11 protein-coding genes and 1 pseudogene are annotated in these 16,545 nt (G+C 64.0%); 2 read left to right on the top strand and 10 right to left on the bottom strand.

From position 1 onward, the window contains the following. Window positions 1–3: 3 nt before the first annotated feature. From ED208_RS14810 to ED208_RS14800, 3 genes are read right to left on the bottom strand one after another with little or no spacing between them, the layout of a single operon-like run. A complete protein-coding gene (locus ED208_RS14810) occupies window positions 4–828 on the bottom strand; it encodes an NAD-dependent protein deacetylase (protein WP_233575088.1) in 825 nt (274 codons plus the stop codon). After that, complete coding sequence (locus tag ED208_RS14805; protein WP_123212696.1) at window positions 825–1,511, bottom strand: hypothetical protein; 687 nt, start codon at window positions 1,509–1,511, stop codon at window positions 825–827. Before ED208_RS14805 ends, ED208_RS14810 begins: the two co-directional genes overlap by 4 nt. Window positions 1,512–1,534: 23 nt before the next feature. Continuing rightward, window positions 1,535–2,167, bottom strand: coding sequence for an FABP family protein (locus ED208_RS14800; RefSeq protein WP_123212695.1), 633 nt, complete (start codon window positions 2,165–2,167; stop codon window positions 1,535–1,537). 92 nt (window positions 2,168–2,259) lie between these two features. Between ED208_RS14800 and ED208_RS14795 the strand changes: the two genes are divergently transcribed. Next, the gene (locus tag ED208_RS14795) at window positions 2,260–3,111 is read left to right on the top strand and encodes a class I SAM-dependent methyltransferase (protein ID WP_123212694.1); all 852 of its coding nucleotides are present in this window, start codon (window positions 2,260–2,262) and stop codon (window positions 3,109–3,111) included. A gap of 1 nt (window position 3,112) precedes the next feature. Here ED208_RS14795 and ED208_RS14790 read toward each other — a convergent pair whose 3' ends face one another. The 4 genes from ED208_RS14790 to ED208_RS14775 are packed head-to-tail and all read right to left on the bottom strand — an operon-like array spanning window position 3,113 to window position 7,212. Beyond that, window positions 3,113–3,931, bottom strand: coding sequence for an SDR family NAD(P)-dependent oxidoreductase (locus tag ED208_RS14790; RefSeq protein WP_123212693.1), 819 nt, complete (start codon window positions 3,929–3,931; stop codon window positions 3,113–3,115). A gap of 10 nt (window positions 3,932–3,941) precedes the next feature. Beyond that, window positions 3,942–4,886: an alpha/beta fold hydrolase gene (locus ED208_RS14785; protein ID WP_123212692.1), complete on the bottom strand. Its 945-nt coding sequence runs from the start codon at window positions 4,884–4,886 to the stop codon at window positions 3,942–3,944. Between the two features lie 8 nt (window positions 4,887–4,894). Next, on the bottom strand, window positions 4,895–5,743 hold the full coding sequence (locus tag ED208_RS14780; RefSeq protein ID WP_123212691.1) for an SDR family NAD(P)-dependent oxidoreductase: 849 nt from the start codon (window positions 5,741–5,743) through the stop codon (window positions 4,895–4,897). Between the two features lie 11 nt (window positions 5,744–5,754). Beyond that, window positions 5,755–7,212, bottom strand: coding sequence for a flavin-containing monooxygenase (locus ED208_RS14775; protein ID WP_123212690.1), 1,458 nt, complete (start codon window positions 7,210–7,212; stop codon window positions 5,755–5,757). Between the two features lie 93 nt (window positions 7,213–7,305). Between ED208_RS14775 and ED208_RS14770 the strand changes: the two genes are divergently transcribed. Continuing rightward, on the top strand, window positions 7,306–7,953 hold the full coding sequence (locus ED208_RS14770; RefSeq protein ID WP_123212689.1) for a TetR/AcrR family transcriptional regulator: 648 nt from the start codon (window positions 7,306–7,308) through the stop codon (window positions 7,951–7,953). Between the two features lie 325 nt (window positions 7,954–8,278). Here ED208_RS14770 and ED208_RS17165 read toward each other — a convergent pair whose 3' ends face one another. From ED208_RS17165 to ED208_RS14745, 3 genes and pseudogenes are all read right to left on the bottom strand, one after another. Next, the gene (locus ED208_RS17165; RefSeq protein ID WP_148044770.1) at window positions 8,279–12,721 is read right to left on the bottom strand and encodes an RHS repeat-associated core domain-containing protein; all 4,443 of its coding nucleotides are present in this window, start codon (window positions 12,719–12,721) and stop codon (window positions 8,279–8,281) included. Window positions 12,722–12,976: 255 nt separating this feature from the next. Next, window positions 12,977–13,756 (bottom strand): annotated as a pseudogene (locus tag ED208_RS17870) (IS3 family transposase); the annotation flags it as partial. A gap of 180 nt (window positions 13,757–13,936) precedes the next feature. Beyond that, on the bottom strand, window positions 13,937–16,507 hold the full coding sequence (locus ED208_RS14745) for a CaiB/BaiF CoA transferase family protein (protein WP_123212688.1): 2,571 nt from the start codon (window positions 16,505–16,507) through the stop codon (window positions 13,937–13,939). Between the last annotated feature and the right edge of the window lie 38 nt (window positions 16,508–16,545).

Raw genomic sequence — 16,545 nt, 5'->3', positions numbered from 1 at the left:
CGACTAGCCGCCGGGCAGCAGCCAGGACAGCGCGTCGGCGCAGTCGGCTTCCAGCTTCAGGCTCAGCAGCGGATCGGCGCGGGTGAGCCCGAGGTTGACCGCAGCGATCGGCTTGCCCTGCTCGGCCGCCGCCTGCGCATAGCGGTAGCCGGAGTACACCATCAGCGAGGAGCCGAGTACCAGCAGGGCATCGGCCGCCGCCAGCGCCCGCAGCGCGGCCTCGACGCGCGCAACGGGCAGGTTCTCGCCGAAGAACACCACGTACGGCTTCAGCAGGGCGCCGCAGTCGGGACAGGGCGGCACCCGGAAGCTGGAAAAATCCAGGCCGTCGAGGTCGGCGTCGCCATCCGGCGCGGTGGCGGCATCGAGTGCCGCCCAGTCGGGATTCAGCGCCAGCAGCTCGGCCTGCAATTGCTGGCGCGACTGGCGGTGCGTGCAGGCCAGGCAGCGCACCGCGTCGATGCGGCCGTGCAGGTCGAGCACCCGCTGGCTGCCGGCCGCCTGGTGCAGGCCATCGACGTTCTGGGTCAGCAGCAGACTCAGCCCGCCGCGCCGCTCCAGCTCGGCCAGCGCGCGGTGCGCGCCGTTGGGTTGCGCCGCCTTCAGGCGCGGCCAGCCGATCAGGCTGCGCGCCCAATAGCGCTGGCGCGCCAGCGCGTCGCCGACGAAGGCCTGGTAGCGCAGCGGCTCGGCGCGCTTCCACTGGCCCTCGCGGTCGCGGTAGTCGGGGATGCCGGAGCCGGTGCTGCAGCCGGCGCCGGTGAGCACCAGCAGGCGCGGATGCCGCTCGACGAAGTCACGCAGGGGCGAAGACGCCACCTCGCTCACAGGCGCGGCTCCGGCTCAAGCGGCTGCCGGCAGGGCGCTGCCTTGGCCAGCACCATCCAGGTGGCGAAGCCCGGCTTCATCGGCCGCTTCGGCGCCAGCCGCGCGACCTCGATGCGGCTGGCGCTGGCGATCATCACCCCGCATTCCGGCGGAATCTCTTCCGGCTCGGCGATGCCCTGCTGCAAGACGTAGTAGCACTCCCCCGCCAGGGCCAGATAGCCGGCACGCTTGTCCGGCTTCTTGAGGTCGGAAAGCAGATCGGCGCGCCGCACCTTGATCTCGTGCACCACCGGTTCGAGATAGTCCTCGACGCTGGTGTTGCGGATCGAATAGACATCCGGCCGCAGTTGCAGCCAGCGCTCGCCGGGCTTGGCCAGCAGGCCCAGGCCGCGATAGGCGATGCGGCCGGCGCGCTGCGCCTCCTCGGCCACCCGCAGCACCAGCGCCTCGTGGGCGTCGAGCGCGGCGCGGTTGCGGTCCAGCGCCTGCGCCAGGCGGGCGATGCCCAGATCGGTGACCCGCAGGTACTCCCTGCCGCTGGGCTCCAGCCGCCGCTCCAGCAGACCGGCGGCGAGCAGTTCGATCTCCACCGTGTCCTGGCAGGGCCAGCCGGCCGAGCGGTACATCTGCCGCAGCCGGCGGTCGTGCTGGCGGCTCAGCGGCGGCAGCCCGGGGTCCGACATGACAGGTCTGCGGCAGTGCCTGCCTAGCCGCGCGCCAGCGGGTTGGGCGTCGGCTCGGCGAGCTTGCTCAGGATGTTGCGGTCGGTGTGGTGAAACGGCTCGCTCTGGCCACGGATCATCAGCACGGTGTCTTCGTCGTAAGACCAGGTGCCGTCGTCGTTGACGCTGACCTGAATGCGGAACTCGGTGGTGCGGAAGGCGTGTTCGAGAAACGGCGCCGAGCGGATGCCGAAGCAGAGGTCGTCGGCCCGGGCGACCACCTCGAAGCTCTTGGCGTCGGCGCTGGCGCGGCCACTGGCCATGGCGATCTGCCCGCGCGGAATGCTGAGGGTGTGGATGATGGTGCCGGTGGCCGGCTCCCACAGCCAGTAGCCGACCTGGTCGTGATAGGTCTTCACCTGGCCTGGCTTCACCACATGGGTGTGGTAGCGCAGGCCGTAGAGCAGCTGCGGGCCATTGGTCTGCGGGTCGATGGGTTGCAGCTCGATTCGCTCGACGTAGGTCTGCTTCTTCGGCCCCTCAGCCTTGGGCTTCACATCGAGACCACGGATGCCTTCCCAGACGCCAGCCAGCCCGGTGAGCGGGCCCAGGTTGCGCAGGGTGTCAACGTCGATGTCGCGCGGCTCGGTGTAGATGTCGCTGGGAAAGTCGCTCATGGGTCCGGAAGTTTGGGCAAGGGGCATTAGGGCGGCGCGATGGCCGGCCCGAATGATAGCCTCGCGCCCCTCGCTCCCCCATCGCCTCCACCGTGCGCAAATACACCGGCCCGCTGCTGACCCTGGAAACCCACCAGGCCCTGCTGGCCGCGCGCGCCGCCGGCCTCGCGGGTGCCGAGGTCTCGCTGGATCTCGGCCGTTCGCGCGGCGAGGCCCTGCTGGCCGCTGAGTACTGGCAGTGGCAAGGCCAGAGCTATCCCTACCCCGGGGTCTGCAAGGAGCGCACCGTCTACTACTGGACCGGTGAGGACTTTCAGCCGGTGGCGCGCTTCGGCGGCGGCGGGCTGATCAAGCTGGTGCCCACTGCCTGGGGGCCACCCACCTTCGAGATCGACGGCATCAAGATGCTGCCCACCGCGCAGGTCTCGCCCTACGCCGATGCCGAGCGCAAGGTCGGCCTGATCGAACCGCGCGGCAAGCGCGTGCTCGACACCTGCGGCGGGCTCGGCTACTTCGCCGCCCACTGCCTCGGCGGCGGCGCACTACAGGTGCAGTCGTTCGAGAAAAACCCCGACGTGATCTGGCTGCGCCGGCTCAACCCCTGGTCGCCGGAGCATGCCGAGGACGGCCAGGGCGAGGCCGCGCTGCAACTCAGCGAGGGCGATGTCGCCCAGCGGATCGCCGAACTGCCGAGCGGCTCGATGGACGCCGCCCTGCACGACCCGCCGCGCTTCGGCATTGCCGGCGAGCTGTACTCGCAGGCCTTCTACAACCAGTTGGCACGGGTCCTGAAGCCGCGCGCACGGCTATTCCACTACACCGGCACGCCGAACAAGCTCACCAGCCGCCGCGACGTGCCGCGCGAAGTCGCCAGCCGCCTGCAGAAAGCCGGCTTCAGCACCGAGCTGAACGGCGACGGCGTGCTGGCGGTGCGCGCCCGCTGACTCAGCGCACCGCGATCTTGCGCGCCCGCATCAGCCAGCGCACCACGCCCAGGTAGGCGTTGGGCAGCAGCCGCGCCAGGATGTCCTGCGCGCGGCCATCGCTGATGAAGATGCGGCCGGTGTTGCGCTGCACGCCACGCAGGATGATCTGCGCCGCCTTCGCCGGCGGCGTGCCCCGCTGCAACATGCGGTGGAACCGCTCGGTGCCGCTGTTGTGATAGTCGGCGTTGAGGGTGATGTTGGTGGCCACCGCGCCCGGATGCACGGTGTGGAACGTGAGCTTGCCGATGCCGCGCAGACGGTGCTCGGCGCGCAAGGCGTCGGTGAAGCCGCGCACCGCGAACTTGGTGGTGCAGTAGGGCACCAGATAGGGCAAGGCCAGGATGCCCTGCGAGCTGGACAGATTGACCACCGCCGCCTCCGGCCGCGCCAGCAGATGCGGATAGCAGCGTTGGGTGGTGTGGATCACGCCCCAGTAGTTGATCGCGGTGATCTTTTCGAAGTCGGCTTCGCTGACTTCGCCGAAGGTGAGATCGCCCAGCGCAATGCCGGCGTTGTTGATGAGCAGGTCGATGTGCCCGTAGCGAGCCAGCACCTGCTCGACGAAGGCGTCGATGGCGCGCTTGTCGGCCATGTTCACCGTCGCGCTCAGGTAGTCGGCACCCAGCGCCTGCAAGGGCTGCTCGGTGGTCTCCAGCTTGGCGATGTCGCAGAAGGCGACCTTGGCGCCCTGCTGCGCCAGCGCCAGCACCAGATGGTGGCCGATGCCGTTGCCGCCACCGCCGGTGACGATCGCGACCTTGTTCTTGTAGCTCTTCATGGTGGCGCCCTCAGGGAGTCAGGCTGGCGAGAAAGTCGCGGTAGATCGCGGCGGTTTCCGCCGGCTGCTCGACCATCGGCATGTGACCGATGCCCTCGCGGATCACCAGCGTCGCCTTCGGCAGGCCGGCGGCCCAGACGCGGGCGGCGCTGACGTGGATCAGACGGTCCTGGTCGCCCCAGAGCACCAGAGTCGGCGCCGGAATCTCGGCCAGGCGGCCGTCCAGCGCATCGCGGTTGTGGAAGCCCTGGAAGATTTCGGTGAGCGCCGGCCGCCGTTGCTGGTAGCTCTCGGCCATCGCCGCCAGCACGAAGCCCGGCAGCCAGGGCGGCTGCGCCATGGTCATGGCGTAGAAGGCGTCGAACTCGGCGCGCGAGTGCACCTCGAAGGGATTGCGGCCGGTGGCCAGCAGCTTGCCCATGTCGCTGGGCTCCGGCGAGCTGACGCCAGCCGGGTCGATCAGCCCCGCACTCAGCGTGCGCTGCGGGTAGGCCAGCGCGAAGTGGGCGGTGATGAAGCCGCCCATCGAGTTGCCGGCGAGGTGCGCGCGCTCGATGTGCAGGCTGTCGAGCATCGCCGCCACCCGCCGCGCCTGCGCCGGCGCGCTGTAGTCGAGGCCGTGTACGAAGCCGGTGTCGCCGTGGCCGGCGAGGTCGGGGACGATCACCTCGTAGCGGTCGAGCAGGTGCTTGGCGAAGCGCACCCAGACCTGCTTGTCGGCGCTGTAACCGTGCAGCAGCACGATGGTCTCGCGCCCCGGATGGGTGCCGCCGCGATAGACGCTGAAGGTCACGTCGCCGGCGGCGATCTGCTCGCGGTGGAAGCCCGAGAGACGCGCCTCCAACTGGCCGCCATCGCGGTAGACCCAGTGGCCGAGAGCGGGATAGGTGACGGCAATGGCAATGGCCGCCACGGCCGCGAGGCCGGCGGCGATCAGCAAAAGTGTGCGCTTCATCGGTGGGTTCAGCCCTGTGAGCGGTCGGTGGAGTTCAGCGCGCGGCTGGCGGGATAGTCGCGGGCATCCAGCACCCCGCCCATGTCGTGCCAGACGATGGGATTGAGCCAGCGCAGCGGCAGCAGCTTGGAGCCCAGCCAGATCTTGAACGAGTCCTTGCCGTAGACGATGCGCGGCTGGCGGCGGCGGATGCCCTGGATGACATGGCGGACGATCTCTTCCGGCGGCGTCGAGAGGTACTTCTTCTTGAACGCCTGGGTGTGCTCGGCGCGGGTGATGTTGGTGTTGATGCCGCCCGGGTGCACCAGATGCACGCTGATCGGGCTGCCCTGCAATTCCACCATCAGCGCCTCGGTGAAGCCGCGCACCGCGAACTTGCTGGCGCAGTAGTCGCTATTGCTCGGCGTGCCGATCAGGCCGAACACACTGGAGACGTTCACCAGCGCGCCCTCGCCGTTGGCGAGCAACTGCGGCAGAAACACCTGACTGCCGTGCAGCACGCCATAGAAGTTGATGCGCATCACCCGCTCGAAGGTGGCAAGCGGCGTCGCCCACATCGGCCGGCCGGAGCCCTCGATGCCAGCGTTGTTGATGACCACATGGGCGTTGCCGAGCGTGGTCTGCACTTCGGCAGCGAAGTGCTCCATCGCCGCGCGGTCGGAGACATCGAAGGCACCGAGCAGCACCCGCAGGTCCGGCACATCCTTGAGCAGGGCGCGGGTCTCTGCCAGCGCGGCGGCGTCGTAGTCGTTGAGCGCCAGGCGCGCGCCGAGCTTGGCGAATTCCAAGGCGTAGGCGCGGCCCATGCCGGAGCCGGCGCCGGTGATGACGACGGTCTTGTCGCGGAAGTTGTTCATGGGGTCGGGCCTCAGGCGAAGCGATGGTGCTTGGGCTTGAAGTGCGCTGCCAGCCAGCGGTAGGTGAAGCTGAAGCCCGGGAACATGGCGATCACATGGCCGCTCTTGCTCTGATACCAGCTCCGGCAGCCGCCGGCCTTCCACACCGTTTTCTCCATCTCCGAGTGGATCATGCGGGTGTACTCGGCCTCCGCCTCGGGGCGGACCTCGATGGACTGCTTGCCCGACTGCTTCAGGCGCTTGAGGCTGTCGAGGATGTAGTTCATCTGCGACTCGATGATGAAGATCGCCGAGGTGTGGCCGATGCCGGTGTTGGGGCCGGTGACCACGAAGAAGTTGGGAAAGCCGGGGATGGCCGTGCCCAGGTAGGCGCGCGGGAATTCCTCCCAGACCTTGGCCAGCGACTGCCCGCCCTTGCCGAGCACCGGGTAGGAGATCACGCCGTCGGTGGCGTCGTAGCCGGTGGACCAGATGATGAGATCGACATCCACCTGCTCACCCTGCGCGGTGCGGATGCCGCCGGCGTTGATCTCGGCGATGCCGTCCTCCTTGTCGTGCAGCTTGACGTTGGCGCGGCTGAGCGCCGGGTAGAGCGTGCTGGAGAGAATGATGCGCTTGCAGCCGATGGTGAAATCCGGCGTGAGCTTCTTGCGCAGCACCGGGTCCGGCACCTGGGTCGCCAGATGCTTGCGCGCCACCCGCTCGGCAACCACGTTGAGCATGGTCTTGGAGTACTTGAAGCCGATCACCCGGGTCTCCAGCCCCCAGTAGATGCCCCAGCGCAGCAGCTTGTGCAGCGACTTGAAGCCCAGCAGCCAGCGCTCGAAGCCGCTGAAACGACGGTCCGGGCGCGGCAGCACCCAATGCGGGCTGCGCTGGAACACATGCAGCGAGGCCACCTCGCCGGCGATCGCCGGGATCACCTGCGCCGCGCTGGCGCCGCTGCCGATGATCGCCACGCGCTTGCCGCGCAGGTCGTAGCTGTGGTCCCAGGCATTGGTGTGGAAGCTCTTGCCCTGGAAGGAGTCGCGGCCGGGAAAGTTGGGGATCACCGGCGTGCTCAAGGGGCCCGAGGCGTTGATGAGGATCTGCGCCTCGAAGGTCCCCGCCGCCTCGGTCTCGACGATCCAGCGCTTGCGCTCCTCGTCCCAGCGCACCTGCCGCACGTTGGCGTTGAGCGTGGTCTTGTCACGCAGGCCGTGCTTGTCGATCACCATGTTGGTGTAGCGCTGCAACTCGTCCTGCTCGACGAACATCTGCGACCACTGGTAGGGCTCGCTGGAGATCGAATACAGCGGCGACTGCACGTCCACCGCCGCGCCGGGATAGCTGTTCTGGCACCAGGTGCCGCCCATGAAGTCGCGGCGTTCCAGGATGCGGAAGTCGCTGATGCCCTGCTCCTGCAAGCGAATGGCGGCGCACTGCCCGCCGAAACCGCTGCCGATGATGACGACCTGATACGCCTGCATGTGCGCTGCTCCTCGATGAGCCCTGAAGGGCCTTCAATGTGATGACGACGGACATCACTTTATTTCTGATGACGCTTGTCGTCAAATAGCGACATGCCGACATCCCCGGAACCCATCGAGCCCGGCCGCACCTACGGCGGCGAAACCGCCACCGACCGGCTGGCGCGCCAGCGCCGGCAGTTTCTGGACGCCGGTCTCACCCTGTTCGGCAGCATCGGCTACCGCGCCACCACCGTGCGCCTCTTGTGCAAGCAGGCCGGCCTGATCGACCGCTACTTCTACAAGAACTTCAGCGACACCGAAGAACTGCTGGCGGCGATCTACACCGAGTCCATGGACCAGATCCAGGCCGAGGTGATGGCCGCGCTCGCCGCCGCCCTGCCCTCCGGCGACACCGAGCAGATCGTCACCGCCGGGCTCGATACCTTCTTCAAGGCGTTTGAAAACGCCCGCGTCGCCCGCGTCTGCTGGCTGGAAGTGCTGGGCGTGAGCCCGCGCATCGACGCGCTCTACACCCGGCGCATTGAGCAGTTCACAGAACTGCTGATCTCGGTCGCCCAGCGCCTACTGCCGCGCTGGCCCGCCTCCAGCGACGAAGCCCACTACATCGCCATGGCCCTGATCGGCGGCGTCACCCAGTCCGCCGCGCATTGGCTGCTGAGCGGCTATCGCGCGCCTAGGAAGGTGTTGGTGACGGCAAATGCGCTGCTCTTGCGAAGCACGATGGGGGCGTTGGGGTAGCACGTCTCATCCTCGCCCCGCCCCCATCAGCAACCGAATGTCCGGCCGAATGCCGGCTGCAGCTCAGAATTTGGCCCAATTTATTTACTCCGCCCCCCTTTTCCTGACGCACGCTTATTTTTGTTTTCCGCTTTCATAAAGCTTGAATAGAGGAAATATAAATAAATACAGCGCCAACAAGCCCACGAGGAATTGCCCATACTCATCTATTAAGTTGGCGCAACTTGGAAACGATTGCATGATCAAATCCAAAACGTAGCGCGCGATAAATCCATAAGCAATTGCCGAAACCACAATCATAATTGCCTTACCACTTGTGGAAAATTTATTGTCCACAATTACAGCCTCCAGCCTTCGAATTGATAAAATCAATGGCGTCACCAGCTATTGATTGAGCTGCCCCTCCAACGATGCCGCCGAATGCCCCTCGGAACACTGGCGCTCCAACCGCGCTCAAATGATTTGATGAACCCTTAGTTGATGTCAAAGCGCCGACAGCGCCCCCAGTAATGCCGCCGAGATACGCGCCGCCTGCATCAGACAGAAAACCGCCAATGGCTCCCGCATACATCGCGGCCTTCGTGCGTCCAGCCGCCAAGCCGAGTGCACCGCCCGCGACCGTGGCGCCGACTCTAGACCCCGCCCCGTAATCTAGCGCGCCTGTAATTATTCCTGCTCCCAAAGCAAGTCTTGGGTTCGCGCCCGAAGCCAGCGCACCAGCGGTCGCCCCTACGCCTGCTGAAATTGCAGACTTAGCTTTATCACTAATACAAAATAGGCCGTACGGATCCACATACATAACTGGACTCCCCCCGACATAGGCATAAGTATTGATCCCACCTGCCAGCCCTATGGGGTCAGACTGGGTATACCGCCCGATGCCCGCATCGTAGTAGCGGTTCCAGTTGTAGTAGAGCCCGGATTCCGCATCGAAGTACTGACCAGGAAATCCGAGGTTGAGCCCACCAAAGGTATTGGTCGTCACCGTGCGATCAAAGGCGGTGTTCGACGCCCTCCAGACGACGGTTGGCGAAGCCGCCGCAGTCGTAACGGTATCCGGCCGGCCCAAGTGGTCGTCAAATGTGTAGTAGACGACGTTGTTGCGAATCATCGCGACCGGCCGTCCCCCGAGCCAGACGTACTGCGTAGTCAAGCTGGTGCTGCCGGCTGCCGTCTCGGCCAGCAGACTACCGTCTGGTGCATATAGATAGTTGAAGCTGCCACTAGGTCCGGCTTTCCGGACGCGCTGGTTCATCGCATTGCTGCTGTAGGTCGTGACTGCGACGCCAGCAGTAACCTGCTGCAAGCGATTGAGTGCGTCGTAGGCGTAGACGTAATTCCCCCTAAAGCCACTTTCCGTCACGATGTTGCCGAGGCTGTCGTGACCGTAGCTTCGTGGTCGGGTTCCAGTGAGCGCGACCAAACGATTGTTCGTGCTGGCTGGCTGGTAGCTATCGGTGGCGCCACCCCAAGTGTGGCTGAGCCGGTTGCCATCATCGTCGTGGGTCCAGTTCTGATTGCCGACGCCGGCCGTCACCGTGTTCAGACGCGAAAGACTGTCGTAGCCGTAGGTCTGTGTCAGCGACGAGTTGAGGCCGTTGATAATGCTGGTCAGTTGGTTGGCCGCATCGTATCCATAGGTCAGGTTCTGAAGGCCGGACGTGAAGATTTTCTTGAGCCGGTAATCCGTGTCGTAGGTATAGGCCCGCTGGGTTGGAGCCGATGTGCTGTTGCCGAACTTGAAATTGCTGATCGGCCCCAGCGGGTAGTAGGTGATGCCGCTTGCCAGCGTCGCACTCACGCCACCGCTGACCGCGATTGAGGATACCCGGCCCGCGTCGCTGTAGTTGTACTGAACAACATTACCGCCTGGATAGCTGAGCGTCTTTACCCGGTCGCTGACGTCATAGGTCCAGCTAGTCGTATAGCTCGTGCCGCCAATGACACTGAGCTGGCTCGCCAGCTGGCCCGACGTGGTGTAGCCGTAACTTGTACTGCCGCTTGAATCGGTTATGGAACACAACTGCCCCTTGCCATAGCTGCAACTGTCGTAGGTAAAGGATTGCGATTGGCTGCCGGCAGTGATTGATCCAGGGCGATCCAGTACGTCGTACAGCGAATACGAAATCAGAGTGCCGTCACTGCGTTGATGGCTTGTGAGACGACCGGCGGCGTCGTAGGTGTACTGACTCAGACCGGTGTCGGGGCTGTTGACGGAGATCCGATTGCCCAGCCCGTCATAGCGGTAGGTGGTGACCTGGTTTCTTGGGTCAGTGACCGTGTAGAGATTTCCTGCCCCATCGTAGGCGTAGGTCGTTGTCTTGTTATTGGGATCGGTAACTGTCTCGACCTGATTGTGGGTGTTGTAGGTATACGCCGTGATCCGATTCAGGCTGTCCTTGACGGTCGCGATGTTGCTGTTGTTGTCGTAGCTGTATCGGGTTACTTGTCCATTGTCGCCGCGTTCACTGGTTATCCGGCCAACTTGGTCATAGGTCCAGGTCCTGGAGAAAACGACAATATCTTCCGTCGTCGTCGGGCAGCCCAGCGGTGAGGCGCGTGGGTCTTGCTGCGGATCGTTGCCGGGATCGGGGTCTATAGGTACCGGCGCGCGCAGCTGACAGTTGGGGACTTGGACTCGGCGAATGATTTGCTTCTTCGTCTGACGGCTTAGGTTGTCGTACTCATAAGCCGCCCAGTAGTTGGAGCCAACCACCTCGAAGTAGTGGGTCAGGCGGCCAGTCGCATCTCGGTAGTAGTCTGAGATTTGTCCGTCGGGCCGAATCACAGATGCGATGTCTCCCAGAGGGCTATAGCTCCAACTGGTGACGGAGGTTTGTCCGTTGAGCGTTGTCTGTTCTGCCGCCAGTTGTCCGCGCGCGGTATAGGTCAGCGTGGTCACCAGTCCGTTCGGATCGGTGATCGATCCGGGCAGCCCCAAGCCGTTGTACCCACTCAAGCTGGTGGTGTGATTCAGCCCGTTAACGACGGAGGTCAAGTCTCCGGCGGCGTTGTACGCATAGGTGGTCTGATCCGAGGTTCCAGCAATCGGTCCATCGATGATGATCGTGGCGGGCAACTTGTTGGGGTGCAGCGTGTAGGTGTAGCTCGTCACCTGGGACTGGTTAGGGACTCCGAATGCAGTCTTGTTCTGGACCGTGACACTCTGGAGCCGCTTGGCGGCCGGATGGGGGTCGGCGTAGTAGGCATAGATGATGTCCGACTGCGGGCTGGTTTCATCGACACCATAGACGTGAATGGCGTTGATTCGATTTTCGATGGCATCCCAGTCATAGACATTCTTTCGGCGCTGAGTTGGTTTGGCCGGATTGATTCCAGCGACCTCCCACTGCAGCTGTCCCTTGGCGTTGTAACTGGAGGTGGTTTCGTTGCCGTTCCAGTCGATCTGGCTGTTCGGATTGCCATTGGTGTCATAAGTTGTAATCGCACTGGCGTTGGGGCAGTTGGTGATGCCCGAACGATCCACGCGGATTAGCTTTCTTTCACCGTAGGCCTCGGTGAAGGTGTATCGGGATACGGCGCCACTGGCATTGGTGACATCGGTGTAGGGATGCCCTGAGCTGTCGGTGCCATAAGCAAACGTCGAGCGATCAACGCCACCCGCCAAACCACTTTCGGTGACTTTACCGAGAGTGCCGTAGACGTAGTTGCTGTAGCGGACCCCGTTCACGGAGATGCCAGTAACTTGGTTCGTGTACGAACTCTCGTAGTGATACGTGCGAGTAACCGCCGGGTTGCCCGGATAGCTGGCGGTCGTCAATCGTCCGTTGTTGTCGTAGCCGTAGGAGTAGGTGTTCCCATCCGGAGCAGTGAGCGAGCTGACCTTGTTGTTGGTCCATGTGAACTGGATTGAGCGACCCGAGGTGTGGGTGGCAGAAAGCAGTTTGTATCCCGGCACTTGATAACTGAACGTCCAGCCCAAGCCCGTTTCGTCCTTTACGGAGGTGACTTGTCCGTAAAGGTTGTAGGTCTCGGTGCCGTTCTCTTCGGTATGGCGCGTCCAGGTGCCATTACTGGCGTTCTGGGTCAACCAGGCCAAGGAGTTGGGCTTCGCATCTTTCCAGCGGCTGTTGACGCTATCCCAGGAATAGGTCCGACGCGCACCATCTGGGGTGTAGAGGTAGACCTTGTTGTTATTGTTGGTCGGGAATGGATGGGTCGGCTGGTTCGGAGGATCGTTGCTTAATGCGATCGTGCAGTTCTGAGTCTGCCCGGGGACCGATGAACAGCTTCCGTTGGGTGTCTTAAATCCCAGGGAGTAGTCAAGATTTGAGCGCCAATATCCACCAAACATCGCCGGCCAGTCGCTGTCGGTGGTGAAGGTGCGATTGAACGCCCACGGCGCGTAGCCGCCGACCGCGAAATCCCGCTCCACGAGGAGCTTTCGACCCGTCGCGATCACAACGGGCGCATCAGAGGCTGGCGAATCACATGAGGTGCTCGCCCCTTGCTTGTCTGCGTCAGCGCTGGTCTCACGAAACGTTGACCCAGTCGAAGAGCCGAATCCACTAGGAATGCCGCTGTTAAGTCCGGGCAGCAACGAGATGGCACCGGGAATATTAGGCGGCCTAGGCCTAACTGCAGTGACCGAGACCCGAGGCAAGCGCACAGGATTTTCCGGAGTTTGAAAAATCCTAGAATTCTCCTGCACAGCGTTGCCACCGCCTTGTGAGAACGCGGCAGGTGCGGCAAAGCTCATCAACAGAATCGCTACACGTACTTTCCATGTGCTGTGATTTTTCAACATCGATTTCCCCTTTCATTTTTTCAGGCGACAAGAAGCCTGAATATCTATTCCCAAATCTCAGTACGCTTATCCGCAGGGCGGGACGCCTATGCGTCCGAATTTACATGAGCTTTAGGGACAGGAGCCATCTTATTGATTTGGTCGATCTGAAGTTCCCAGGATTTAGTGGACACGTGATCGACTGTGGGCATGCAGCGCCTCGAATTTATCGGGGCTGATGCCGTCCTGTTAGCTGTGCTGGCGAGTCGGGTTTTAGAATGCGTCGATGTAGTCGGCGATGTCGGCGACAGCCGATTACCGATCTGCATAGATGCGCTTCTTGATGCGTTCCTTCTTCAAACTGCTGAAGAAGGACTCCGCGACGGCGTTGCCCCAGCAGTTGCCACGGCGGCTCATGCTCGGCTGAAGGTGGTTGGTCATGCAGAACCGCCTCCACGCGTCACTACCGTACTGCGTGCCCTGATCCGAGTGAATCAACGTGTGGCGAGGGCGTCGACGCCGCACAGCCGCTCCGAGGCCTCGGGAACCAGCTCGCGATGAATGGTGGGCTTGGCGGCCCAACCCACAATCTTTCGTGAGAAGAAATCCATCACCATGGCAAGGTCCAGCCAGCCCTGCCGGGTGCGGATGTAGGTGATATCGGTCACCCAGACCTCATTCGGCCTGGAGACGGTGAATTGCTGCTGCAAAACATTGGGGATCAGGACTGCCGGCTTGGTCACCGGGGTATGGCGCGTCCGATAGCCGCGCAGTGCGCGCAATCCACACTCGCATCAAGCGGGCGACGCGGTGCTTGCTGCAGGTCTCACCGGCTTCCCGCAGGTCTATCAGGATTCGGGGAGCACCATAGATGCCATGACTCGCGACAAACGAAGATCGGATAAGACGAAGAAACCGAGCGTCCTCTTCTGCGCGGTCTGAGATCGGATGCGCCAGCCAGGCGTAGTAGCCAGCCCGAGCCACGCCGAGCACCCGACACATCACCTGAACGCTGAAGTCCCCGACGTGGGCCTCAATGAATGGGTACGTTTGCCGTGTCTTGCTGCTGGGTCTATCGGTGGCCATGGCCGTGCCCCCAACCAACGTGGCGGAGTCCTAACCACTGTCCAGCAAAGACTGGGAACTCCAGATCTCTGCCTGTCCTCTCTCAACAATGTTAGATAAAAAAGCCCCCGCAGCTCACGCCGCGAGGGCTTCTCTTGCAGCAAGTCCGCCTTACTTCTTCGCCGACTCCTGCGCCAACATTCCCGCCATGCCCTGCTTGGGCGCCTCCTTGCCGGCGGCGCTCGGCGCCGGGCGCGGGGGCATGCGGGGCATGCCGACGAAGCCGATGGCCATCTGCTCTTCCATGGTCTTCACTTCGTCTTCGCTGTAGCCGAGACCGGCGAGAATTTCCTTGGTGTGCTCGCCCACCAGTAGCGGCCGGCCCTGGATCACGCCGGGGGTGTCGCTCAAGCTGAACAGCAGACCAATCTGGTCTAGCTTGCCGACCACCGGGTGCGGGTAGGACACCACCAGCCCCTGCTTCTGGAACTCGGGATTGTCGTGCAGGCGGCGCGAGAACTCTTCGTCGACAATTTCCACCGGCACGCCGGCGGCATCCAACTCGGCAAACCATTCGGCGGCGGTCTTGGCCTTGATGCGGCCTTCGATGAACGTGGCCAGCGCGGTGTCGTGCTGGGCGCGCGCCTCGGCGGTGGCGAACTGCGGATCGACCGCGAGCTTGGGCGCGCGCAGCACGGTGAACAGCTCGTCCCAATGGCTCTGCTCGACCAGCACGAAGCACAGCCAGCGGCCGTCCTGCGCCTGGTACAGGCGATGGCCGGCGGAGTAGCCGAGCTGATCGCCGCCGATGCGCGGGCGGGCAAAGCCCTTGCCCTCGGGCGTGGCCACCGCATAGCTGGTGTTGAGCAGCGCGGCGTTGATGATGGAGGTGTCCACAAACTGGCCTTCGCCAGTGCGGTCGCGGTGGTAGAGCGCGTTGATGATGGCGGTGGCGGAGAGGAAGCCGTTGCCGGTGTCACCGAAGCTGGTGAAGCTCCACAGCGGCCGGCCGACTTCGCCGTGCGCGCCAGGGCGCGCCATGCCGCCATCCTCGAACTGGATGCCGGAGAGGCAGGCGCCGGTCTGGTCGTTGCCGGGCAGGCTTGCGCGCACGCCACGCTCGAAGCCGCGCGAGTGGGCGTAAATGAGCGTGGGGTTGATCTGCTTCAAGCTCTCGTAGTCGATCTTCAGGCGCTCGGCGGCGTCGTAGCGCATGTTGTGCTGCACCACGTCGGCCTGCTTGACCAGATCGAGCAGGATCTTCATCGCACGCGGGTCTTTGAGGTTGAGCGTGATCGACTTCTTGCCGCGGTTGGCCATGTAGGCGATGTGCACGCGGTGCCAGAACAGATCAAACAGGCCGTTGATCTTGATGACCGTGGCGCCGAGATCGCTGAGCAACTGGGTGCCGAAGGGGCCGGCGATGGCGAGGCCGAGATCGAGCACCACCACGCCTTCCAGCGGCGACTTGATCTTCTTCCCGGCATTGGCGGCGGCGGTGGCGGCCTTGGCCTCGGCGAGTATCTTCGCCGCCTCGGCCTTCACCTCGGCGGTGTTGGCGCCGGCAGCGACCGGCGCGTGGCCGGGCTTGCCTTGCGTCTTGCTCATGTTGAAGGCATTGCCGACGGTGCGGATGCGACCCAGCTCCGGGTCCTGCACCTCGGTGACGCAGCCGTCTTCCACAAAGGCGTTGTCGGCCAGCGACTCCTCGATGGAGCGCACCGGCTGCATGGTCATCTCGGCGGTGGCGGCGGCCTGCACCCAGTCGGCGACCGGGAACTTGGCGACCGCCTCGGCGAGCAGCGGCTGGTAGTGCGACATCACCAGAATTTCTTCCGGGCCGGTACCGAAGCGGTCGGGGTCGTTCTGCACCGTGAGGTCGGGCGTGGCGTTGAGGGTGTCGCCCTCGGCCGCCTGCAGGATGAAGCGCGGGTTGGGCACCCAGTTGTGCAGCCACTTGCCGTCCTTGGCCTGGAAGTGGCCCTTGGACGACTTGCTGTTGAGGATCCAGGTATCAAAGCCGGGTGCGTCCGGCTTTTCGACGCGCTGCCAGACGCCAGCGGCGCCGGCCAGGGCGCCGGCCAGCAGCGAGGTCTCCACCCACTGGCCACGGCCGGTCAATTCGCGCGCGCGCAGCGCGGCGGCTATGCCCAGGCTGGCGTTGAAGAAGGCGCCCAGGCTGGGCCAGTGCGAGGCCACGAACAGCGGGCCCTCGCGCGGCGCGCCCTGCACCTGATCCTGCGGGATTTCGAGATCGGGGAAGGGATCGGGCAGACCGCTGATGTGGTTGAGCGCGCCTTCCGGCCAGCCGCGCTGCTCGAACATCAGGCCGGTACGCGCTTGCACCAGCGCGTCGTAGGCCGGGCGCTGGGCCAGCTCGCCTTCGCGGCCGTAGCCGGTGATCGAGCAGTACACCAGGCGCGGGTTGAGCTGGCTGAGCGTCGCGTAGTCGATGCCGAGCTTGGTGGTGGTGCCCGGCGAGTAGGACTCCACCAGCACGTCGGCGACCTGCGCCAGGGCCAGGAAGGCCTTTTTGTCTTCGGCATTCTTGAGGTCGAGGATGGCGCTGCGCTTGCCGCGCTGCCAGACGTGGTAGCCGAGCTGGTTGCGATAGGGGTCGCCGCCGGGCGGTTCGATCTTGGTGACCTCGGCGCCGTTGTCGGCCAGCAGCATGGTCGCCATCGGGCCGGCGATGCCCCAGGTCAGGTCGAGGACTTTCAGTTTTTCGAAGACAGCGGGCATCTCACACCTCGGGGCTACGGTTGCGTTGTTCGGTTTTC

Origin of the sequence: Stagnimonas aquatica (assembly GCF_003730135.1) — a bacterium.
GTDB classification, from domain to species: domain Bacteria; phylum Pseudomonadota; class Gammaproteobacteria; order Nevskiales; family Nevskiaceae; genus Stagnimonas; species Stagnimonas aquatica.
Note: the sequence above shows the minus strand (reverse complement) of the source record. Positions and strands in the feature narration are given on the sequence as shown.